We start from the raw sequence: 21,542 nt of genomic DNA, 5'->3' as shown, positions 1-21,542 counted from the left end.
GGAAAGTAGCGCCCGTATTTGGATTATTCCGCGGCGGTTGCCAAGGGATCTTTGGACAAGGGATCTCTGGATTTGGGCAGGTCCTTGGACTGATCGTTGAGCGGATCATCGACCGGCGGCGGGGCGCGGTTCGGCGCCTCGTTGCCGTCGTCGATCTGCGCGAGTTTCTCCCGCGCTGCCTCGGCTTCGCGCTGCCTGTTCCACATGCTGGCATAAAGCCCGCCGGACGCCAAAAGCCTGGCGTGGGTGCCGCGCTCGGCGATGCGCCCTTGATCCAGCACGATAATTTCATCGGCGCCGACGATGGTGGAGAGCCGATGGGCGATCACCAGCGAGGTGCGGCCACGCGAGACGCGCTCCAGCGCTTCCTGGATTTCATGCTCGGTGTGGCTGTCGAGCGCCGAGGTCGCTTCATCCAGCACCAGGATCGGCGGCGCCTTCAGCACGGTGCGCGCGATCGCCACGCGCTGCTTCTCGCCGCCTGACAGTTTCAGGCCGCGTTCGCCGACCTGGGTTTCGTATCCCTTCGGTGAACTCCGGATGAAGCTGTCGATCTGCGCCAGTTGCGCCGCCTGCTCCACCTCGGCATCGCTGGCGTCCCAGCGGCCGTAGCGGATGTTGTAGCGGATGGTGTCGTTGAACAGCACGGTATCCTGCGGCACCATGCCGATCGAGGCGCGCAGGCTCGCCTGCGTGACGTTCCTGATGTCTTGGCCGTCGATCAGGATTTTTCCGCTGGAGACGTCGTAGAGGCGGAATAGCAGCCGCGAAATCGTCGACTTGCCGGCGCCGGAGGGACCGACGATCGCCACCGTCTTGCCGGCGGGCACCTCGAAGCTGAGGCCTTTTAGGATCGGCCGCTCCGGATCATAGGCGAAGCGCACGTCATCGAAGCGCACATTGCCCGGGCTGACGACCAGCGGCGCAGCGCCCGGGATATCCTTGATCTCCGGATTGCGCGACAGCACGCTGAACATCTTTTCGATGTCGATGATCGCCTGCTTGATCTCGCGGTAGACCATGCCCATGAAGTTCAGCGGCTGGTAGAGCTGGATCATCATGGCGTTGACCATGACGAAATCGCCGACCGTATTGGTGCCGTTGCGCACGCCCAGCGCACACATCAGCATGGTCGCGGTGAGGCCGAAGGTAAAGATCACCGCCTGCCCAGTGTTGAGCACCGCCAGCGACGTATAGGTCTTCACGCTGTTGCGCTCATAGCGCTCCATCGAATGGTCGTAGCGCTCGGCCTCGCGCCTTTCGGCGCTGAAATATTTCACCGTCTCGTAATTGAGCAGCGAGTCGATCGCCTTGGTGTTCGCCTCGGTGTCCGAATCGTTCATCTTGCGGCGGATCTCGATCCGCCATTCGGTCGCGAGGTAGGTGTAGTACATGTAGATCACGACAGTGATCGCGGTGACCAGCACGTAGCGCCAGTCGAACTGCCACAGCAGCACGGCCATCAAGAGCGAGACTTCGACGATGGTCGGGATCAACTGCAGGATCACCATCCGCACGATCACCTCGATGCCGGTGCGGCCGCGCTCCAGCACGCGCGTCAAGCCGCCGGTCTTGCGCTCCAGATGAAAGCGCAGCGCCAATTCGTGCATGTGAACGAAGGTGATGTAGGCGAGCTTGCGTACCGCATGCATCGCGACGCGGGCGAAGATGCCGTCGCGCCACTGCGTCAGCACCGCCATCAATACGCGCACCGCGCCGTAGCTTGCCGTCATCAGCAAGGGCGATGCGATCAGCCACAGCATCCAGTTCGACGCTTCGACCGGCGCGGAGCCCGTGCCGCTCAGCGCGTCGATCGCCCATTTGAAGGTGAACGGCACCGTCAGCGTCGCGAGCTTCGCGGCCAAGAGCAGCACCATCGACCAGACCACGCGCATCTTCAGGTCCGCACGGTCGCCCGGCCAGATATAGGGCCACAGATGCACCAGCGTCCCGATCAGGGTCGCTTTTTCGGGAGCGTTGTCGGCTGCAGGCTGGGCGGGATCGGAGCGCGAATCAGTGTCAGCCATCGCGCTCGCGCCCAAAGCAAGATGGCGCACCGGCCGCCGTCAGATGATTTCTGATGATCTGCATATGTCCGTCATATAGAGCGTTTAACTCTCCCGTACAGCCTTGAAAGATAAATCTTTCCCCCGTTTGGTTTGATTTCGGGCCTATTTCTGCTGCAGCAGCGAAACGAGCCAGACTTGAGCTTTACTGGGTGCAGTGCCACATGATCTGCATGGATCAAATCAAAACCGAACAAATCAAAACCGTTTGTGTCTATTGCGGCTCCGGCGCTGGCTCCAGCCCCCGCTTTGTCGAAGCTGCCCAAGCCCTGGGAAAGGCTTTTGCCGAGAACAATATCCGGCTCGTCTATGGCGGCGGATCGGTCGGGCTGATGGGCGCGGTCGCCAAGTCGACGCTGGATCACGGCGGCCTGGTCACCGGCATCATCCCGGATTTTCTGAGATCACGCGAGCATGCGCTGTCACGCGTTCAAGAAATGATCGTCACGCCCGACATGCACGAGCGCAAGCGGCTGATGTTCGAACGCTCCGACGCATTCGTGGCGCTGCCCGGCGGCATCGGCACGCTGGAGGAGCTGGTCGAGCAGATGACCTGGCAGCAACTCGGCCGCCACTCCAAGCCGGTTCTGCTCGCCAATGTCGACGGCTTCTGGGAACCGCTGATCGCGCTGCTGGCGCATATGCGTGCAACCGAATTCATCCGCCCGTCGCTGGACATCGATATCCTCAAGGCCGAGCGGGTCGAGGACATCGTGCCGCGCTTGCGCGCCGCCGTGGCCCGTGCTCCGGCAGGCACCAGGGAAATCGCGCCGGAATTGGTCAGAAAGCTGTAAGTCCGCCCTACCCTACGTCGCGGGAAACGCACCGCCTCGATGCGGTTGCCGTCGGGATCGACGACGAAGGCGGCGTAATACTTCACGCGATCATGCGGCCGAATTCCTGGCGCGCCGTCGGAGCGGCCGCCGGACTTCAGCGCCGCGGCGTAAAACGCATCGACATCGCCGGTTGTTTTGGCGCGAAGGCAGATGTGCGTGCCGCTCTCGGGCGGCACGGACGCCATGCCGGCGCGCAGGTTGATCCAGAATTCGGGATAGGTTTTGCCGAAGCCGATGGTGGCGGGGCGCGTCACCAGACGCGACAGGCCGAGGGCTGCGAGCGTTGCTTCATAGAAGCGCGCGGAGCGTTCGAGGTCGCTGACGCCGACGGAGATGTGGTCGATCATCGATTCCCCCGCTCTCTCCCCGTCATTGCGAGGAGCGTTAGCGACGAAGCAATCCATACTTTCCTTGCGGCACGATGGATTGCTTCGCTTCGCTCGCAATGACGGCGTTTGTGGACCGCCTTGCGTTCCTCACACCGGCGCGCCTGATTTCACCAGCTTGTAGACCACCGAATCCATCAGCGCCTGGAACGAGGCGTCGATGATATTCGGCGACACGCCGACCGTGATCCAGCTATCGCCGTTTTCATCCTCGCTCTCGATCAAGACCCGCGTCACCGCCTCCGTGCCGCCATTGAGGATACGGACGCGGTAATCGATCAGCTTCAGGCCTTCGATGTATTTCTGATACTTGCCGAGGTCCTTGCGCAGCGCGACGTCGAGCGCATTGACCGGACCGTTGCCTTCCGCCGCCGAGATCAAGCGTTCGCCGGCGACATCAACCTTGACCACCGCCAGCGCCACCGTGACGCGCTGGCCGTTGGCGTTGTAGCGCTGCTCGACATTGACGTCGAACTGCTCGACCTTGAAATATTCCGGCACCCGGCCAAGCGTGCGCCGCGCCAGCAGGTCGAACGAGGCGTTGGCGGATTCATAGGCATAGCCTGCCGCTTCGCGCTCCTTCAACTCCTCGACCAGACGCGCCAGCTTCGGATCGCTCTTCTCATAGGTGATGCCGGCGCGATCGAGTTCAGCCATCACGTTGGAGCGGCCGGCCTGATCGGACACCAGCACCTTGCGATGGTTGCCGACGGATTCAGGCAAGACGTGTTCGTAGCTATGAGGGTCCTTCATCATCGCTGAGGCATGAATACCTGCTTTGGTGACGAAGGCGCTTTCGCCGACATAGGCGGCATGGCGGTTGGGCGCGCGGTTGAGCATGTCATCGAGCGTGCGCGAGACCTTCATCAGCGTCGCCATCTTCTCCGCGGTGACGCCGATCTCGAACGCGTCGGAAAATTCGTTCTTCAGGCGAAGCGTCGGGATCAGCGAACAGAGATTGGCGTTGCCGCAGCGCTCGCCGAGCCCGTTCAGGGTGCCTTGGATCTGCCGCGCGCCGGCGCGCACTGCGGCCAGCGAATTGGCGACCGCCTGCTCGGTGTCATTATGGGCGTGGATGCCGACATGGCTGCCCGGGACATGCTTGACGACGATGCCTACGATGGTTTCGATCTCGTGCGGCATGGTGCCGCCGTTGGTGTCGCACAGCACCACCCAGCGCGCCCCAGACTCATAGGCCGCTTTGGCACAGGCCAGCGCGAAATCGGCATTTTCCTTGTAGCCGTCGAAGAAGTGTTCGCAATCGACCATCACCTCGCGGCCGGCCGCCTTGGCCGCACTGACGCTGTCGCGGATCGAGGCGAGGTTCTCCTCGTTGGTGGTCTCGAGCGCAACCCGCACCTGATAGGCGCTGGATTTGGCGACGAAGCAGATCGCGTCGGCCTTGGCCTCGATCAGCGCCGCGAGCCCGGGGTCGTTCGAGGCCGAACGGCCCGGACGGCGCGTCATGCCGAACGCCGTGAACTTGGCGTTCTCGAACTTTGGGCTTTCCGAAAAGAATTCGGTGTCGGCCGGATTGGCGCCGGGATAGCCGCCCTCGACATAGTCGATGCCGAGATCGTCCAGCATCTGCGCGATGATCTGCTTGTCGTGCAGCGTGAAATCGACGCCGTTGGTCTGCGCGCCGTCGCGCAGCGTGGTGTCGAAGAGATAAAGGCGTTCGCGGCTCATGTCGGAACTCCCGGCCCGGCCCCTGCCAGCGCCTTCTGCATCGTTGTGTTGGCGAGCCATTCGCCGTTGAGCGAGACGGTGTTGCGCTGTTTGGCGGTATAGCCGCGTTTCTTGAAGAAAGCCTCCGCAGTATCGCTGGCGTCGACCGTTAGATGCTTGGCGCCACGTGCGCCTGCCAGTTTTTCCAGCGCGTCGACCAGCATCGACCCAACGCCCTGCCCGGCCACGCTCGGATGTACATAAAGCATATCGATGTGGTCGGTGCCCTTCAGCGAGGCGAATCCAACAGGCGCGTTCTGGATGGTCGCGATCAGCGTCAGTTGCCCCGCCAGCTTCTTGCCGAACGCTTCTTCGTCCTCGGCAGCGTGAGTCCAGGCTTCCTGCTGCGCCACGCTGTAATCGTCGCCGGTCAGCCCCTCGATGGCGGCAACGAAGATCGCCGCCAGCATCGGAACATCCGCCGGCAAAAACGGCCGCAAGCCAGGTTTGGGCAACGCCTGTCCCATCGCGTCAAAATACTCCGAACAGTCTCAAAGCCAGCACGACCGCGGCAACGATCAGTGCCCATTTGATGAAGATGTAATAACGCCAATGTTTCGGGAAGGGCGTATCGGGACGGGTCATCACGCGACCTCCCATGTCGTTACAGGTTTTCCGTCGGCATCCTTGCCATCCTTGATGGCAACGCCCATCGCGGCGAGCTCGTCCCGGATGCGGTCGGATTCCTTGAAGTCCTTGCGCGCGCGGGCGGCCGCGCGCTCCGCGATCAGGCGATCGACCTGCTCCGGATCGATGCCGCTGGCCTGCTGCTTGCGCCCCTTCCACTCGGCAGCACTCATTGAGAGGAAACCGAGCAGCCGAAGCGAGGCGGCAAACTCGCCGCGCTCCCGCGTGCCACCGGACGCCGCCGCATTGCGCAGGCCGTGCAGGACAGCCATGGCCAGCGCCGTGTTGAGGTCGTCATAGAGCGCCTCGACCAAGGCGGGCGACGGCTCGCTGGCCACGGCGTCAGCCGCGATCGCGTACCAATCGTCGAGCGTCTTCGCGCTCTCTTCCGCACCCTTCAAGGTCCAGTCGAGCGGTGAGCGATAATGCGTCTTCAGCATATTGAGACGCAGCACCTCACCCGGCCAATCGGCCAGCATGTCCCGAATCGTGAAGAAGTTGCCGAGCGACTTCGACATCTTCTCGCTCTCGATCTGCAGGAAGCCGTTGTGCATCCAGACATTCGCCATGCGGTCGGAATGAAAGGCGCAGCAGGTCTGCGCGAGTTCGTTCTCATGGTGCGGGAACACCAGGTCGATGCCGCCGCCATGAATGTCGAACTTCTCGCCGAGATGCTTCCAGGCCATCGCCGAGCATTCGATATGCCAGCCGGGGCGGCCTTCCGCCTTGATGCGCGATGGCGACGGCCATGACGGTTCACCCGGCTTCGACGGCTTCCACAGCACGAAATCGGTATTGTCGCGCTTGTAGGGGGCGACGTCGACGCGGGCGCCCGCGATCATCTCGTCGAGCGAGCGTTTCGACAACGCGCCATAGCGCGGCATCACGGAATTAGCTTCGTTCATCGCCTGCGGCGAGAACAGCACGTGGTCTTCGGCGACATAGGCAAAGCCGCCGGCAACGAGCTTCTCGATGATCGCCCGCATCTCCGGGATATGTTCGGTCGCGCGCGGCTGCACGGTCGGGGCCAAGCAGCCGAGCGCGGTGACGTCGTCCTGATATTGGCGATAGGTCTCTTCGGTGACCTTGCGGATCGCCTCATTCAGCGGCACGCCGGGATAGTCGCGTGCGGCGCGGACGTTGATCTTGTCGTCGACGTCGGTGACGTTGCGGACATAGGTGACATGATCGGGGCCATAGCGATGGCGCAGCACGCGAAACAGCACGTCGAACACGATCGCCGCGCGACCATTGCCGATATGGGCGAAGTCATAGACCGTCGGTCCGCAGGCATAGATGCGGACGTTATCGGCATCGAGCGGCACGAACGGCCGCTTCTCCTTCGTCAACGTATCGTAGAGGCGCAGTTCCATGGAAAACCCATCCCAGTGCCGAGGGCGATTTGAAGTTCCTGCAGTGATAGCAGCGAGATCGTCCAGGAACTTCAGATCGCAGGCGGCACTAAACTTTTAGTGTCTTGCAGCGCACCGGCTCTCGCATTCGCAACCCATTCGCCGCAAGAACGTGCGAATGCGAGAGCCGGTGCGCTGCCGGCCGGGCGTCCAGTGATCTCAGTTTTTGAGAAAAGACGGCCTCAGCCAGCGAATCGCTAGCTAATAATCTCGCGGCAAATGCTGCAGATGGCGAGGAGACCGTTCATGGTTCCACCATTGCGGTATCGGAGGGACGCCGTCAAGGCCTTGCTTGTGCCCGATTTGGGGCCGATCAGGCCGCCGAACCCCTGCTATCCGCTGCCGCCCTGCGGGCTCATGGTTAATCATTATTAACCCTTTGGGCCTATCTGTGCGGGGCGATCCCTTTCCCCTGCCGGTGTCTTCCATGCGACTTTCCTCCGCACTCATTGCCAGTGCCTTCCTGCTTGCCGCCCCGGCGGCCTCCGCCGACAGCCGCGTCTTCATCGTCGCCAACCAGGCTGATGGTTACGGCGTCGACGAGTGCCTCGCCAGGGGCGACAAGTGCGGCGCCCATGCCGCCCGCTCCTATTGCCAGTCACGGGAATTTGCACAGGCGACCGCCTATCGCCGCGTCGATCCCGACGAAGTCACCGGCGCGATTCCGAGCCGCGGCGGCGACCGCTGCTCACGCCCGGGGTGCGGCGAATACGTCGCCATCACCTGCCAGCGCTAGAGGCAATTATTCCGGAGAATCAAGGGCTGGTTGCCACACCTGCGCCCCGGAAACGACGTGACGCTGCCCCGAGAAGCAGGTATTGGATGCGGCCTTGGCCGCAGAACGCCGCCTTGGCCGCGCCATCAGGCTGACAAGCCGCGCGGATCAGCTCTCTCATGGCCGGATATGCTGGAAATTCGCAACGTTCCCCTCTCCCTTCGGATTTTGACCTGCGCCGTCCTGCTCGGCATCGCCGCCCAGGGCGCACCCGCCTTGGCGCAGACGAACGAGGACGCCATGGCGCAGATGAGCCAGGACGCCCCCCCGCCGCCGCAGCAGCAGGGCGCGCAGGCCAATCCGGTCTGCATCCGGCTCGAAGGACAATTGGCGACCATCGACCGTGGCGCCGGCACCGGCGACCCGGCCAAGGATGAACAGATCCGCCGCTATCAGGAGGCCCAGGCCAAGCAGCAGGCCGAACTCGATCGGGTCACGCAGCAAGCCAAGCGCATGGGTTGCGAAAGCTCGGGCTTCTTCTCCCTGTTCAACGGGCGTTCCGCGCAGTGCGGTCCGGTGAACAACCAAATTCAGCAGATGCGTTCCAATCTCGACCAGATCACCACCAGCCTGGAGCGCCTGCGCAGCGGCGGCATCGGCGGCGCCGACCGCGAAAACCAGCGCCGCTCGGTACTGACGGCGCTCGCGCAGAACAATTGCGGCCCGCAATATGCCGCCGCCGCGCGCGGTCCCGGTAACTTCATCGACAGCCTGTTTGGCAACAACCAGACGCTCCCGCCGCCCAGCGCCGAACTCGGCCCGCCCTCCGGAACCTTCCGCACCGTCTGCGTCCGCACCTGCGACGGCGGTTACTTCCCGGTGTCGTTCGCCACCTACCAGGCGCGATTTCAGGACGACGAGCGGACCTGCAAGGCACTTTGCCCAGCGACGGAAGCGACGCTGTTCACCTATCGCAACCCCGGCGAAGACATCAACCAGGCGGTCTCGGTCAACGGCCAGCCTTATACGTCGCTGCCGAACGCGTTCAAATTCCGCACCGAGTTCAACCCGTCCTGCGCCTGCAAGGCCGCCGGCCAGACCTGGTCGGAAGCGCTGAAGTCGGTCGACGACAGGGCCGGGGTCGAACAAGGTGACATCATCGTCACCGAGGAGAGTGCGAAGCGGATGCAGCAGCGCGCACAGCCGAAGGGTCCGCCCGCTCCCAAGAAAGGCACGGCGCCCGCGCCCTCCACCGCCGCGGCGCCGCCGCCGGCCGATACGACTGCGACCGCCAGCGACAAGGACAAGCCGATCCGCACCGTCGGCCCGACCTTCATCCCGCCGAAGCAATAGACGCCCTACCCCTCGAACGCTTTCGCCGACGCGGGCGGAGGCGCGATCCTGGGCTCAATCTCGCGGCCAAGAGCTTTCCGTTCCGACGGAATCGGAACGGGGCTCTAGATTTTTGATTTGACGCGCTTTCTTGACGCGAACCCACCCCGGATCAAGTCCGGGGCAGGTTCTCGCTGGAAACCGCTCTAGATCTACTGCGTCAGGGCCATTTGATCCTCATCCCGAGGAGCCCGCGGAGTGGGCGTCTCGAAGGATGTAGGCCACAGGCGGGGCCTCATGGTTCGAGACGCGCTTTGCGCTCCTCACCATGAGGGGCTCATGACGCAGTAAGACTACGGCTCGCGCTCACGGCTCCACGGGAAGAGAACGGCCGGGAAATCGGCGGCGTAGCGGTGTCCTTTCCGCAGGTGGGGTTCTTGCTGTGGAGGGTTGGGATCCGGCTCCACCACCTTCCGGTACAGATGCCAGGTGGCATGACCGAGCACCGGCAGAACGACGGCGAGACCGACGAAGACCGGCAACGAACCGAGCACGAGCAGCGCCGCCACGATCAGGCCCCACCCGGCCATGGCAACCGGATTCATCATGACAGCCCGCAGCGACGTCCGGATGGCGTCGATTGCAGTGGCATGGCGATCGAGCATCAATGGAAACGACACAGCACTGACGCACAGCGCCACGACCGCGAACAGAAAACCAACGCCGCAACCGATGATGATGAGCGACCATCCTTCCGGCGTCGTCAGCACGCGCGTTGCGAAATCGGGGATGCTCGCAGCCGGAGCGTGACCGAAGATCGAGACGTAGATAGCGTTCGCTGCGCCGATCCAGGCCCCGAACAGAACGAGCAGGAGCACGCCAAGCTCGATCATGGCGCCGAAAGCCGGAGCGCGCAGCACGGAAAGCGCATCCCATGCCCCGACTGCCTCGCCGCGCTCGCGGCGGCGGCTGAGCTCGTAGAGACCAATCGCGGCAAAGGGGCCAATCAGGGCAAACCCGGCTGCCAGCGGAAACAGCAGCGGCAGCACCGAATAGCCAAGGACCATCCTGAACAGAAAAATACCGAGAACGGGATAAATCACGCACAGGACGACCGCGTGACTTGGCATTGCACTGAAGTCTTCCCAACCCAGGCGCAGCGCCTCGCCCAGGTCGGATAGTTTGATCTTGCGAACGGGATATGTGGCGGCGTCGCCGAATACGTGCCGTGCAACTTTTGAGATGTTGTCGGAATACACAGTGGCCATGGACACACCCTCTCGTGCTGTTACGGCGGTCAAAATGACGCGCCGCAACCCACGCGTCTCCGCCCTGATGTGCGAGAGTCGCGGTCGAGCCGAGTACGGCCAAGTGCAACGAAAGGAGCTTAGCCGGACGAAACTTGTCGCGACTTACCCAATAAGTTTAGCGCGATTGGAGTTGGACGGCAACGGTTGGGGTGAATTGCGCACGCGTACGGCCATTTGGTGCGTTGCGTCATTATCAACCGATGGTGCCGGCTGATGCTCGCCGGCTGGCGCCACCAGTCTGGCGCACCGCCGAAGGGGCATAGTTCTCTATTGTTCTATTGACATTGCTCTATTGACGCGCGGCTCGACGCGTACCATCCTTAGTTTCTGACGCCCGGTTCCGATGATTAGCGGTCGTACGTGTGCTCCGTGCCACGTTTAGATGTCGCGACCGATCACATGGGCGAGGCAAGACACACTGCGATGGCGCATGTGAAGTCGGCCATCGAGACAGGTGTAAGCTCCGCCCTTTAGTTCGTCTCCATTGCCTTTGGTGGCAAGGAGGAATGAGGGATGGTTGTCGCTATCATACTGCTGTTAATCGCAGTCGGCTCGGTGCTGTTTCACATCTACAGCCCGTGGTGGTGGACGCCGATCGCCACCAATTGGAGCTACATCGACCACACCATCAGCATCACCTTCTGGATCACCGGCGTCGTCTTCTTCGCGGTGATCGCATTCATGGCCTATTGCGTCCTCCGCTTTCACCACAAGGAAGGAAGGCAGGCACACTACAATCCGGAAAACAAGAAGCTCGAGTGGTGGCTCACGATCGGAACTGCGATCGGCGTTGGAGCCATGTTGGCGCCCGGCTTGGTGGTCTGGCACCAGTTCGTCACGGTTCCGGCCGACGCTACCGAGATCGAGGTTATGGGCCAGCAATGGAGCTGGAACTACCGTCTCCCCGGCAAGGATGGCCGGATGGGCACGACCGATGTCCGCCACGTCAGCTCCGAGAACCCAATGGGCTTAAACCCTGACGATCAGCATGGGCAAGACGACGTCGTCGTTGCAAGTGAAGACTTGCATCTCCCCGTCGGGAAGCCGGTCAAGGTTTTGCTCCGCTCCCTCGATGTCCTGCACGATTTCTATGTGCCCGAGTTCCGAGCCAAGATGGACATGGTCCCGGGCATGGTCACCTATTTCTGGATGACCCCGATCCGAACCGGAACGTTCGATGTTCTCTGCGCCGAGTTGTGCGGCGCAGCGCACGCGCAAATGCGCTCCAAGGTTATCGTCGAAGAAGAGAATGACTATAAGGCCTGGCTGGAGAAGCAGAAGACGTATGCAGAATTGTCAGGCCGAAGCGCCGTTATGAGGGCTACGTACGAATCCAGCGGCAAGTAAGAAATGCCGTTGCAAGAAAAACTGGGCGCGTGAAACCAACTCATCGCCCGCCTTATGGAAACGACCGAGGAGGTGTCTTCGATGGTCGATGTCCCGTATGACAGAATCGCAGACGTTCCGCCTGCCGAAGTGCCGGAGGTTGAACTCTATCATCCCAAAAGCTGGTGGACGCAGTACGTCTTTTCGCAGGACGCCAAAGTCATCGCCATCCAGTACTCGCTCACAGCGACGGCAATCGGGCTGGTAGCTTTGGTGCTGTCGTGGCTGATGCGGCTGCAGTTGGGATTTCCCGGCACGTTCTCCTTTATCGATGCAAATCAATATCTCCAGTTCATCACCATGCACGGCATGATCATGGTGATCTACCTGCTGACAGCGTTGTTCCTGGGAGGCTTCGGCAACTACCTGATCCCGCTGATGGTCGGCGCCCGGGACATGGTCTTCCCCTATGTGAACATGCTGAGCTACTGGGTCTACCTGCTCGCAGTGCTGGTGCTGGCGTCAACCTTCTTCGTGCCCGGCGGGCCAACCGGCGCTGGCTGGACGCTGTACCCGCCGCAGGCGATTCTCTCCGGCACCCCCGGGCAGGATTGGGGCATCATTCTGATGCTGTCCTCGCTGATCCTGTTCATCATCGGCTTCACCATGGGCGGGCTGAACTATGTGGTGACGGTGCTGCAGGCGCGCACCCGCGGCATGACGCTGATGCGCATGCCGCTGACGGTGTGGGGCATCTTCACGGCCACGGTGATGGCGTTGTTGGCTTTCCCGGCGCTGTTCGTCGCCTCTGTCATGATGCTGTTCGACCGCGTGCTGGGAACCAGCTTCTTCATGCCCGCCCTCGTCGAGATGGGGCAGCAGATGAAGTATGGCGGCGGCAGCCCGATCCTGTTCCAGCACCTGTTCTGGTTCTTCGGCCATCCCGAAGTCTACATCGTTGCCCTGCCCGCCTTCGGGATCGTTTCCGATCTGATCAGCACCCATGCGCGAAAGAACATCTTCGGCTATCGCATGATGGTCTGGGCCATCGTGGCGATCGGTGCGCTCAGCTTCATCGTATGGGCGCACCACATGTATGTGAGCGGCATGCACCCGCATTTCGGGTTCTTCTTCGCTACGACGACGCTCATCATCGCCATCCCGACCGCCATCAAGGTCTACAACTGGGTGCTAACCCTGTGGCGCGGCGACATTCATCTCACGGTCCCGATGTTGTTCGCCCTCGGCTTTATCATCACGTTCGTGAACGGCGGGCTCACCGGCCTCTTCCTCGGCAACGTCGTCGTGGATGTCCCGCTCTCGGATACCATGTTCGTCGTCGCGCATTTCCATATGGTGATGGGCGTGGCGCCGATCATGGTTGTGCTGGGCGCGATCTATCATTGGTACCCCAAGGTAACGGGACGGATGCTGGATGATTGGATGGGCAAGTTCCACTTCTGGGTAACGTTCCTCGGCGCCTATCTGATCTTCTTCCCGATGCATTACATTGGGCTGCTCGGAGTTCCGCGCCGCTACCACGAGATCGGCGAAGCGGCGTTCATCCCGTCATCGACCCACACGCTCAATGCCTTTATCACCGTGATGGCCTTGATGGTGGGCTTCGCCCAGATGGTGTTCCTGTTCAATCTTGTCTGGAGCTATTTCAAGGGCAGGCCTTCCGGCGGCAATCCGTGGCGGGCGACAACACTGGAGTGGCAGACGCCGGAGACCCCGCCCGGACACGGCAACTGGGGCAAGGAGCTCCCGGTGGTTTATCGCTGGGCGTATGACTACAGCGTGCCAGGCGCTGAGCAGGACTTCATTCCGCAGAACCAGCCGCCGCGACCGACACGGGCCGTTCAGGAAGCTGCGCCATGAGCGCAATCATCCTGTTTATGGTTGTGATAGCGGTCATCATCGGATGGTGGCTCGCGCAGCAACGGCTCACAGCCAAACCCTGGCTGGAGGAAGGTTCGATCGATCGCTTCCCTGGCACGGGAGCAATGACCTTGCCGGCAGCGAAGATCGGACTGGGAGTGTTTCTCGCTGTCGCCAGTTCGTTGTTCGCACTTTTCATGAGCGCTTATTCCATGCGCATGAACATGGTGGACTGGCGGGCGCTGCCCGTACCGGGGCTGCTGTGGTTCAACACCGGCGTCCTGGTCGTGAGCAGCGTCGCGCTGCAATGGGCATACGTGGCCGCGCACCGGAACAGTATGGACGGTGTAATCGTCGGCCTCTGCGCGGGGGGAGCCTCCGCCGTTATATTCCTGGTCGGGCAACTGCTGGCGTGGCAACAGTTGAGGGCCGCGGGCTATTTCGTGGCGTCAAATCCGGCCAATTCCTTTTTCTACATGATCACCGCGGCGCACGGCCTGCACCTGATGGGCGGTCTGGTGGCCCTGGGCAGAACGACAGCCAAGGTGTGGCGTGGCGCTGAGATGCCCCAGGTGCGCCTGAGTGTGGAGCTCTGCACCATCTACTGGCATTTCCTGCTGTTGGTCTGGCTGGTTTTGCTTGGCCTGTTGACGGGCTGGACAGACGATTTCGTCGACATCTGTCGCCGGCTGCTCAGCTAGGGAGAGACCAGATGGCAGAGACGGCGCTGACAAACCGTGAAAAATCGCCTGCGCAGACTGCCGGCTGGAAGGGCATCGCTGCCGACTGGTCGTCGGATCAGCGCGCTTTCAAGAATGTCTCCTGGGGGAAGGCCATGATGTGGATCTTCCTCCTCAGCGACACCTTCATCTTCAGTTGTTTTCTGCTGTCCTACATGACGGCGCGAATGTCCACGACCGTGCCGTGGCCGAATCCGAGTGAGGTATTCGCTCTCGAGATTGCGGGGCAACATATCCCCCTCATCCTGATCGCCATCATGACCTTCATCCTGATCAGCAGCAGCGGGACCATGGCGATGGCCGTCAACTTCGGTTACCGCCGCGATCGCGTCAAAACCGCAGTGTTGATGCTGGTCACGGCGGCGCTTGGCGCAACGTTCGTCGGAATGCAGGCCTTCGAATGGACCAAGCTGATCATGGAGGGCGTGCGGCCCTGGGAAAACCCGTGGGGCGCGGCGCAGTTCGGCTCCAGCTTTTTCATGATCACAGGGTTCCACGGCACCCACGTGACGTTCGGCGTGATCTTCCTGGTCGCTATCGCGCGAAAGGTTTGGCGCGGAGATTTCGATCACGGGCGCCGCGGCTTCTTCACGAGCCGGAAGGGGAATTACGAGATCGTCGAAATAATGGGCCTGTACTGGCACTTCGTCGATCTTGTGTGGGTTTTCATCTTCGCCTTTTTTTACCTTTGGTGAGGCCGGCACATGACAGAAGCAGCACTGCAATTAGAAGGTCGACGACAACAGCTACACGCCCATGTGCCTGACGCAGCTGTATCAGGAGCCGTGCACGTAGAGGGGCAGCAGCACCCGATCAAGCTCTATCTCGTGGTCTGGGGATGGTTGTTCGTCCTCAGCACCTTCTCCTATCTCGTCGACTACTTTGGCCTCCAGGGTTATCTCAGATGGTCGCTGATCCTGCTGTTCATGGTGCTGAAGGCCGGCTTGATCGTCGCCGTATTCATGCACATGGCCTGGGAGCGGCTGGCGCTCAGCTATGCCATCCTGCTGCCTCCGGTTCTGGTGCTGGTGTTCGTGGCCATCATGGTGTTCGAATCCGAGTACACGCACCTCATCCGGGTCCTGTCCTTCGCGGCGCCGACTTGAGTGCTGCGGCCTTGCACCAGAAGGGGCATTGGGAAACGTCCGGACGCGCACGCTAAGGCGTTTCCCGAAGCAGCCTATCGGGAAATCATCCATTCGCTGGACTAGAGTTTATCCGTCAAATACGTCCGCCGAGGCGCGGCCGGCGCGCGCGACCAGCTTCACGTCGGGCGCGGGCAGTGCGTTGCCGTTGTCGCGGAAGCGGTTGGTGATGGGATAGCGGCGGTCGCGGCCAAAGTTCTTTTCCGTCACCTTGACGCCCGGCGCCGCCTGCCGCCGCTTGTATTCGGCAACGTTGAGCAGCCGGTCGATCCGCGTCACCATTTCGGCCGGGAAACCGGCCGCGATGATCGTGGCCAGCGGTTCCTCGCGCTCCACCAACCGTTCGAGGATCGCATCCAGCATTTCATAGGGCGGCAGCGAATCCTGGTCGGTCTGGTTCTCGCGCAACTCCGCCGTCGGCGGCCGGGTGATGATATTGGCCGGAATGACTTCCCCGGACGGACCAAGTGCGCCGTCCGGCTTCCACTCGTTGCGCAGGCTCGAGAGGCGGAACACTTCGGTCTTGTAGATGTCCTTGATCGGATTGAAGCCGCCGTTCATGTCGCCGTAGAGCGTGGCGTAGCCGACCGACATTTCCGACTTGTTGCCGGTCGTCACCACCATCGCGCCGGTCTTGTTCGAGATCGCCATCAGCAGCGTGCCGCGGGCGCGCGCCTGCAGGTTTTCCTCGGTGATATCGCGCGGCAGGCCGGCGAACGGGCCGGACAGGATTTTTTCGAAGCCGTTGACGGCGTCGGCAATCGGCAGCACCTCGTAGCGGATGCCAAGCGCTTTCGCGAGCTTGGCGGCATCGTCGAGCGAGACCTGCGCCGTGAACCGGAACGGAAGCATCACGCCGCGGACCTGGTCGGCGCCGAGCGCATCGACCGCAATCGCCGCGCACAGCGCGGAATCGATGCCGCCGGAGATGCCGAGCAGCACACCCGGAAATCCGTTCTTGCGGACGTAATCGCGCAGGCCCAGCACGCAGGCGGCGTAATCGCCCTTGTCGCCCTCGACCAGCGGCACCACTGGCCCGGAACAGCGCCAGCCGTCGGTGCCCTTGGTCCAGCGCAGCGTGACGATGCTCTCTTCGAATGCCGGCAACTGCGCCGCCACCGAGAGATCGGCGTTGAGCGCGAACGACGCGCCGTCGAACACCAGTTCGTCCTGCCCGCCGATCTGGTTGAGATAGACCAGCGGCAGGCCGCTCTCGGTGACGCGGGCCACCGCGATCGACAGCCGGAGGTCGTTCTTGTCGCGCGCATAGGGCGAGCCGTTCGGCACCACCAGGATTTCCGCGCCGGTCTCGGCGAGGCACTCGACGACGTTTTCGTACTCCTCCGATTCTTCGAGCCAGATGTCCTCGCAGATGGGAACGCCGACCCGGATGCCCCTAACGGTCACCGGACCCGCTGCCGGACCACGCGCGAACAGCCGCTTCTCGTCGAACACGCCGTAATTCGGCAGGTTGGCCTTGAAACGAAGGGCGGCGATACGGCCCTGATCGAGCAGCGCGCAGGCATTATAGAGCTTGCCGTCCTCGACCCAGGGCGTGCCGATCAGGACAGCCGGACCGCCGCCTGCCGTCTCCCGCGCCAGTTCCTCGACAGCCGCGCGGCAGGCCGCCTGGAACGCCGGCTTGAGCACCAGGTCTTCCGGCGGATAACCGCAGATGAACAATTCGGGCAACACCAGGAGATCGGCGCCGTCGGCCTTCGCCTTGTCCCGCGCGGCGCGTGCCTTGGCGGCATTTCCCGTGACGTCGCCGACCGTCGGGTTCAACTGCGCCAGCGTGATCTTGAAGGTGTTGGTCATGGGGCGATGGTGCCTTGCACAAGAGCAAACTGCAAATGCTCGCTTTAGATCGCGCCCATGCGTTCCGCGAGGGCGAACAGCCAGAACAGGCCGGCCATCAACAGCGCCACGCCGACCGCTGCCGACCCCATGTCCTTGACCTGGCCGATCTTCTGGTCGTGCTCGGTGGTCAGGCGGTCGGCGAGCTTCTCGATCGCGGTGTTGAGCAGCTCGACCACCAGGACAAAGGCGACGGCCGCGACCAGTTCCACGCGGCGCATCGTGGTCGTGCCGATCAGCCAGGCCAGCGGTACCGACAGAACCAATGCGAACAGTTCCTCGCGGACGGCCTGCTCCGAGCGGATCGCAAAAGCGAGGCCGTTACGCGTGTTGATCGTGGCCCGCCAGAGTCGCAGCAAATCAGAGTCCCGCTGCGGCCGGCATCGGCTTTTCCTTGCCGGCGCGTTCCTGCTTCAGCAGTTCGGCGATCAGGAAAGCCAGATCGATCGATTGTTCGGCGTTGAGACGGGGATCGCAGACCGTGTGATAGCGGTCGTTGAGATCCTCGTCGGTGATGGCGCGCGCGCCGCCGATGCATTCGGTGACGTCCTGCCCGGTCATTTCCAGGTGCACGCCGCCGGCATGCGTCCCCTCCGCCGCATGGATGGCGAAGAACGATTTCACCTCCGACAACACCCGGTCGAACGGACGGGTCTTGTATCCCGAGGTCGAGGTGATCGTGTTGCCGTGCATGGGATCGCAGGACCAGACCACGACCCGCCCTTCCCGCTGCACCGCGCGGATCAGCGGCGCGAGGTGATCGCCGACCTTGTCGGAGCCGAAACGGTTGATCAGCGTCAGCCGTCCGGGCTCGTTGTCGGGATTGAGGATGTCGATCAGCTTCAACAGCTCATCCGGCTTCAGCGAGGGACCGCATTTCAGCCCAATCGGGTTCTTGATGCCACGGAAATATTCGACATGGCCGTGATCGAGCTGGCGGGTGCGATCGCCGATCCAGATCATGTGGCCCGAGGTCGCGTACCAGTCGCCGGTCGTGGAATCGACCCGCGTCATCGCCTGCTCGTAGCCGAGCAGCAGCGCCTCGTGGCTGGTGTAGAAATCGGTGGCGCGCAGTTCGGGGTGGCTTTCGAGATCAAGGCCGCAGGCGCGCATGAAATTCAGCGCGTCCGAGATACGGTCCGCCAGCTCCTTGTACCGCCGCGACTGCGGGGAATCCTTGAGGAAGCCGAGCATCCACTGATGCACGCTGCCGAGATTGGCGAAACCGCCGGTCGCGAACGCGCGGAGCAGGTTCAGCGTCGCCGCCGACTGCCGGTACGCCATCAACTGGCGCTGCGGATCGGGGATGCGCGCCTCGGGGGTGAAGGCGATGTCGTTGATGATGTCGCCGCGGTAGCTCGGCAGCTCGACGCCACCAACCTTTTCCGTATTCGACGAGCGCGGTTTTGCGAACTGCCCGGCGATGCGGCCGACCTTCACCACCGGCAGCGCGCCGGCATAGGTGAGGACCACGGCCATCTGAAGCAGGACGCGGAAGAAGTCGCGGATGTTGTTGGCGCCGTGCTCGGCAAAACTCTCGGCGCAGTCGCCGCCCTGCAGCAGGAAGGCTTCGCCCGAGGAGACCCGGGCCAGCGCCTTTTTCAGGTTGCGGGCTTCGCCGGCGAACACCAGCGGGGGAAACGTGGCGAGCTGCGCCTCGACGTCGGCCAATGCCTTGGCATCGGGATAATCGGGCACTTGCAGCACCGGCTTGGCGCGCCAGCTATCGGGCGTCCACCGCTCGGACATGACGTTAACTCCTGAGCAAAAACCGCTACTTATCCGCCTTCGCTAAAGCTTCGGCGGACAGGGAATTGAAAAACCCGGCGAAGCCTTCGGCGTAGCCGGGCAAGCGATTGTGAAGGCCGGGTTATACACAGGCCTTCGGCCCACCGCTAGTTAGATTTCCGGTAGTCCTGACAAGCCCTTGCGGCAAAAGCCGATTTCGCTTTTGTTATGGCCGCTCGCAAAAGCTGGCAGGAGAACACGGTGGCCGAGCCGGGGCTGGACGACGTTTTTAGCGACGATATCACGGTGCCCGCGACGGATGGATATCCCCTTGCCGCGACGCTGTTTCTGCCCCGCGGAGCCAAGCGCCATGCCGTCCTGATCAATTCGGCGACCGCAGTCCCCCGCAAGCTCTACCGCGGCTTTGCCGGCTATCTGGCCAAGCGCGGCTGCGCGGTTCTGACCTACGACTATCGCGGCACCGGCGACAGCAGGCAGAAGGCGATGACCGGCGACAACCGGCCTAAATCGCTGGTCGGCTTCACGGCCTCGATGTCGGACTGGGCCGCACACGACATCACCGCCGCGGTATCGTGGATGCGCGAGCGCTACAAGGCACTCCCCTTCGCCTATGTCGGGCACTCCTTCGGCGGTCAGGCGCTCGGCCTGCTGCAGAACAATTCCGAGATTTCGCGCGCGCTCTTCATTGCAGCCCAAGCCGGCTACTGGAAACTGATGACGGCGCCGGAGCGCTACCGCGTCTATGCCTTGCTGAATTTTGTAGGCCTCCCCCTCACCCGCGCGCTCGGCTACATGCCGGGCAGGGCCGGCCTCGGCATGGATCTGCCGAAGGAGGCGTTCCTGCAATGGGTCGGCTGGGTGATGAGCCCGCGCTACCTGTTCGACGATGCCAAGCTCGACGCCTTGCAGAATTTTCCGAAATACAAGGGCGAACTGCGCGCACTCTGCATGTCCGACGATCCCTGGGCGACACGGCCCGCAGTCGAATTGCTGTGCTCAGGATTTGCCTCGATCAAGCCTGACATCATCACGGTGACGCCCGCCGATACCGGCGTCGCCAAGATCGGGCATATGGGATTTTTCAGGCCCGAGCATCGCGACACGCTGTGGCGTGGGGCGGCGGAGTGGATCGAGGCCGGGGAATAGGTTCATCGCGCCGCTGGTTGTTGTCGTCATTGCGAGCCAACGGGTCGCGCGAATGCGCGCTCGATGACAGGCTCCGCGAAGCAATCAATTAGCGCCGCAAGTGGAGACGTGGATTGCTTCGCTGCGCTCGCAATGACGGTGGATATAGTTGCGGCCGCGGCTCACTTACACGCGTCGGAATGCGATCGCGCGGGCAAGCGAGCGGGCTCGGGTGCGAACCGCACCACCGTCGTTGCCGCTGTGGACGATCCACTGGCCGTCAGGTGTTTGTCCCGTGATGATCCCCACATGATGCGGCCAAACGACCACTACGCCGATTCCGGGACCGCCGGCGTTCATGCCTTCGCTCGCCCAGGAGCGTGCAAGCGCAAGGCGCCGATCTGATTTGCCAAGATGTTTGCTTAAGTAACTGCCGCACCAGGCCTTCGCCTGATGACCGTGATGCCGATGGTAGGGACGTGCTTCGGCCTGAATGGAAAAGACAAGCAGGAACGTCGACGCGACAGCGAGCGGTTTTAGCATGATTGCTCCAGAGAACGCTGGTGGTGGGGACGGTTCAAGCGCGCCTCCAACAGCGTTCCTCGTGGATTGTTCCTGCATGGCTGCCATTTCGGCTCGACCTGATAATCGCGCGGAGCAGCCGCGTTCAACCTGCGGGATGCAATGACGCTCCGGAGCACTCTTCGGTCGAAAATCGCATCCAATTTGATCCGATTCACCTGAACCGACTTGAGTTGCCGGTAATAACTTCGGGGGAAGCTTGCTGGATCCACTCGGGGCAGAACGGGAGGATGACAGTGAAACAGAAACACCACCATCGATCGGAAACGCAGGAACACATCGCCTTGGCGCTCATGACGAAGGAAGCGGAACAGATCACGGCGCTGATCGCCAGCCTTCGTAAATCGGTCCGCGATATCGACAAGGAACGCCAGCAAGCCGATGTCGCACTGAGGGGCGCGCTTGACGTCCGCCGTAACAATTTGATGGTTACTATCGCTGCATTGGAAGACCGCGTTTCGGCTATTCAGGGACTAATCAAACTGGACCGCCCCTACGTGGGGCATCGAATGCATTGACCGGCGCTTCCGGCGCTTCACGGCTTCCAAGGAATGAAATGCATCAACTTTCCAGGGTGACGCAGGCCGGACACAATTGATTCTGATTCCGCTCCTGCCGGTCGGCGCGTAGAGTAACCGCCTCTCCGGTAGCAAACTGCATCAGACCCCTCACGGCGGCCAAGGTGGCCGCCGTGTCGCCGATGTGACAGCCGTTTATCGCCGCGC

General features: G+C 62.3%; 19 protein-coding genes and 1 pseudogene. 10 read left to right on the top strand and 10 right to left on the bottom strand.

Translation table 11 applies throughout. The features are described from left to right. Positions 1-23 precede the first annotated feature (23 nt). The gene (locus tag GWE18_RS03175) at positions 24-2,027 is read right to left on the bottom strand and encodes an ABC transporter ATP-binding protein/permease (protein ID WP_275184330.1); all 2,004 of its coding nucleotides are present in this window, start codon (positions 2,025-2,027) and stop codon (positions 24-26) included. A 212-nt stretch (positions 2,028-2,239) separates the two neighbouring features. On the opposite strand from GWE18_RS03175, the gene GWE18_RS03170 reads away from it, so the two are divergent. Continuing rightward, the gene (locus tag GWE18_RS03170) at positions 2,240-2,860 is read left to right on the top strand and encodes a TIGR00730 family Rossman fold protein (RefSeq protein ID WP_275184329.1); all 621 of its coding nucleotides are present in this window, start codon (positions 2,240-2,242) and stop codon (positions 2,858-2,860) included. A gap of 20 nt (positions 2,861-2,880) precedes the next feature. Here GWE18_RS03170 and GWE18_RS03165 read toward each other — a convergent pair. From GWE18_RS03165 to cysS, 4 genes and pseudogenes are all read right to left on the bottom strand, one after another. Next, a pseudogene (locus tag GWE18_RS03165) lies at positions 2,881-3,249 on the bottom strand (VOC family protein); the annotation flags it as partial. A gap of 129 nt (positions 3,250-3,378) precedes the next feature. Continuing rightward, positions 3,379-4,977, bottom strand: a complete 1,599-nt coding sequence (gene cimA, locus GWE18_RS03160; RefSeq protein WP_275184328.1) for a citramalate synthase — start codon at positions 4,975-4,977, stop codon at positions 3,379-3,381. Further along, the gene (locus tag GWE18_RS03155; RefSeq protein ID WP_275184326.1) at positions 4,974-5,483 is read right to left on the bottom strand and encodes a GNAT family N-acetyltransferase; all 510 of its coding nucleotides are present in this window, start codon (positions 5,481-5,483) and stop codon (positions 4,974-4,976) included. Before GWE18_RS03155 ends, cimA begins: the two co-directional genes overlap by 4 nt. Positions 5,484-5,600: 117 nt before the next feature. Beyond that, positions 5,601-7,016 (bottom strand): cysteine--tRNA ligase, encoded by a 1,416-nt coding sequence (gene cysS / locus GWE18_RS03150; protein WP_275184325.1) that lies wholly within the window; start codon positions 7,014-7,016, stop codon positions 5,601-5,603. Positions 7,017-7,482: 466 nt separating this feature from the next. Here cysS and GWE18_RS03145 point away from each other — a divergent pair, with 466 nt between their 5' ends. Further along, positions 7,483-7,791 carry a hypothetical protein gene (locus GWE18_RS03145; protein WP_275184324.1) on the top strand — a complete coding sequence of 103 codons (309 nt, stop codon included), beginning with the start codon at positions 7,483-7,485 and terminating at the stop codon, positions 7,789-7,791. Between the two features lie 279 nt (positions 7,792-8,070). Continuing rightward, complete coding sequence (locus tag GWE18_RS03140; RefSeq protein WP_275184661.1) at positions 8,071-9,123, top strand: DUF2865 domain-containing protein; 1,053 nt, start codon at positions 8,071-8,073, stop codon at positions 9,121-9,123. A 332-nt stretch (positions 9,124-9,455) separates the two neighbouring features. On the opposite strand, the gene GWE18_RS03135 is transcribed toward GWE18_RS03140, so the two are convergent. After that, positions 9,456-10,370: a DUF2189 domain-containing protein gene (locus GWE18_RS03135; protein ID WP_275184660.1), complete on the bottom strand. Its 915-nt coding sequence runs from the start codon at positions 10,368-10,370 to the stop codon at positions 9,456-9,458. Positions 10,371-10,925: 555 nt separating this feature from the next. Between GWE18_RS03135 and coxB the strand changes: the two genes are divergently transcribed. From coxB to GWE18_RS03110, 5 genes are all read left to right on the top strand, one after another. After that, positions 10,926-11,759: a cytochrome c oxidase subunit II gene (gene coxB / locus GWE18_RS03130; protein ID WP_275184322.1), complete on the top strand. Its 834-nt coding sequence runs from the start codon at positions 10,926-10,928 to the stop codon at positions 11,757-11,759. Positions 11,760-11,840: 81 nt separating this feature from the next. Further along, positions 11,841-13,619, top strand: a complete 1,779-nt coding sequence (locus GWE18_RS03125; RefSeq protein WP_057850395.1) for a cbb3-type cytochrome c oxidase subunit I — start codon at positions 11,841-11,843, stop codon at positions 13,617-13,619. Further along, the gene (locus GWE18_RS03120; protein WP_275184321.1) at positions 13,616-14,320 is read left to right on the top strand and encodes a cytochrome c oxidase subunit 3; all 705 of its coding nucleotides are present in this window, start codon (positions 13,616-13,618) and stop codon (positions 14,318-14,320) included. The genes GWE18_RS03125 and GWE18_RS03120 overlap by 4 nt, the downstream gene beginning before the upstream one ends. An 11-nt stretch (positions 14,321-14,331) precedes the next feature. Next, a complete protein-coding gene (locus GWE18_RS03115) occupies positions 14,332-15,054 on the top strand; it encodes a heme-copper oxidase subunit III family protein (RefSeq protein WP_275184320.1) in 723 nt (240 codons plus the stop codon). Between the two features lie 9 nt (positions 15,055-15,063). Further along, positions 15,064-15,465 (top strand): cytochrome C oxidase subunit IV family protein, encoded by a 402-nt coding sequence (locus GWE18_RS03110; RefSeq protein WP_275184319.1) that lies wholly within the window; start codon positions 15,064-15,066, stop codon positions 15,463-15,465. 108 nt (positions 15,466-15,573) lie between these two features. On the opposite strand, the gene GWE18_RS03105 is transcribed toward GWE18_RS03110, so the two are convergent. From GWE18_RS03105 to GWE18_RS03095, 3 genes are read right to left on the bottom strand one after another with little or no spacing between them, the layout of a single operon-like run. Continuing rightward, on the bottom strand, positions 15,574-17,322 hold the full coding sequence (locus GWE18_RS03105) for an NAD+ synthase (RefSeq protein ID WP_275184318.1): 1,749 nt from the start codon (positions 17,320-17,322) through the stop codon (positions 15,574-15,576). A 44-nt stretch (positions 17,323-17,366) separates the two neighbouring features. Further along, positions 17,367-17,720 (bottom strand): diacylglycerol kinase, encoded by a 354-nt coding sequence (locus GWE18_RS03100; protein ID WP_275184317.1) that lies wholly within the window; start codon positions 17,718-17,720, stop codon positions 17,367-17,369. 1 nt (position 17,721) lies between these two features. Then, a complete protein-coding gene (locus GWE18_RS03095; RefSeq protein ID WP_275184316.1) occupies positions 17,722-19,110 on the bottom strand; it encodes a 3-deoxy-7-phosphoheptulonate synthase class II in 1,389 nt (462 codons plus the stop codon). Positions 19,111-19,350: 240 nt separating this feature from the next. Between GWE18_RS03095 and GWE18_RS03090 the strand changes: the two genes are divergently transcribed. Then, positions 19,351-20,256, top strand: coding sequence for an alpha/beta fold hydrolase (locus tag GWE18_RS03090; protein ID WP_275184315.1), 906 nt, complete (start codon positions 19,351-19,353; stop codon positions 20,254-20,256). A gap of 165 nt (positions 20,257-20,421) precedes the next feature. Here GWE18_RS03090 and GWE18_RS03085 read toward each other — a convergent pair whose 3' ends face one another. Beyond that, on the bottom strand, positions 20,422-20,865 hold the full coding sequence (locus GWE18_RS03085; protein ID WP_275184314.1) for a hypothetical protein: 444 nt from the start codon (positions 20,863-20,865) through the stop codon (positions 20,422-20,424). Positions 20,866-21,047: 182 nt separating this feature from the next. On the opposite strand from GWE18_RS03085, the gene GWE18_RS03080 reads away from it, so the two are divergent. After that, complete coding sequence (locus GWE18_RS03080; protein WP_275184313.1) at positions 21,048-21,335, top strand: hypothetical protein; 288 nt, start codon at positions 21,048-21,050, stop codon at positions 21,333-21,335. The last annotated feature ends 207 nt before the right edge of the window (positions 21,336-21,542 follow it).

The organism is Bradyrhizobium sp. CSA112 (genome assembly GCF_029051645.1).
GTDB lineage: Bacteria > Pseudomonadota > Alphaproteobacteria > Rhizobiales > Xanthobacteraceae > Bradyrhizobium.
This window is presented reverse-complemented; position numbering and strand designations above follow the sequence as displayed.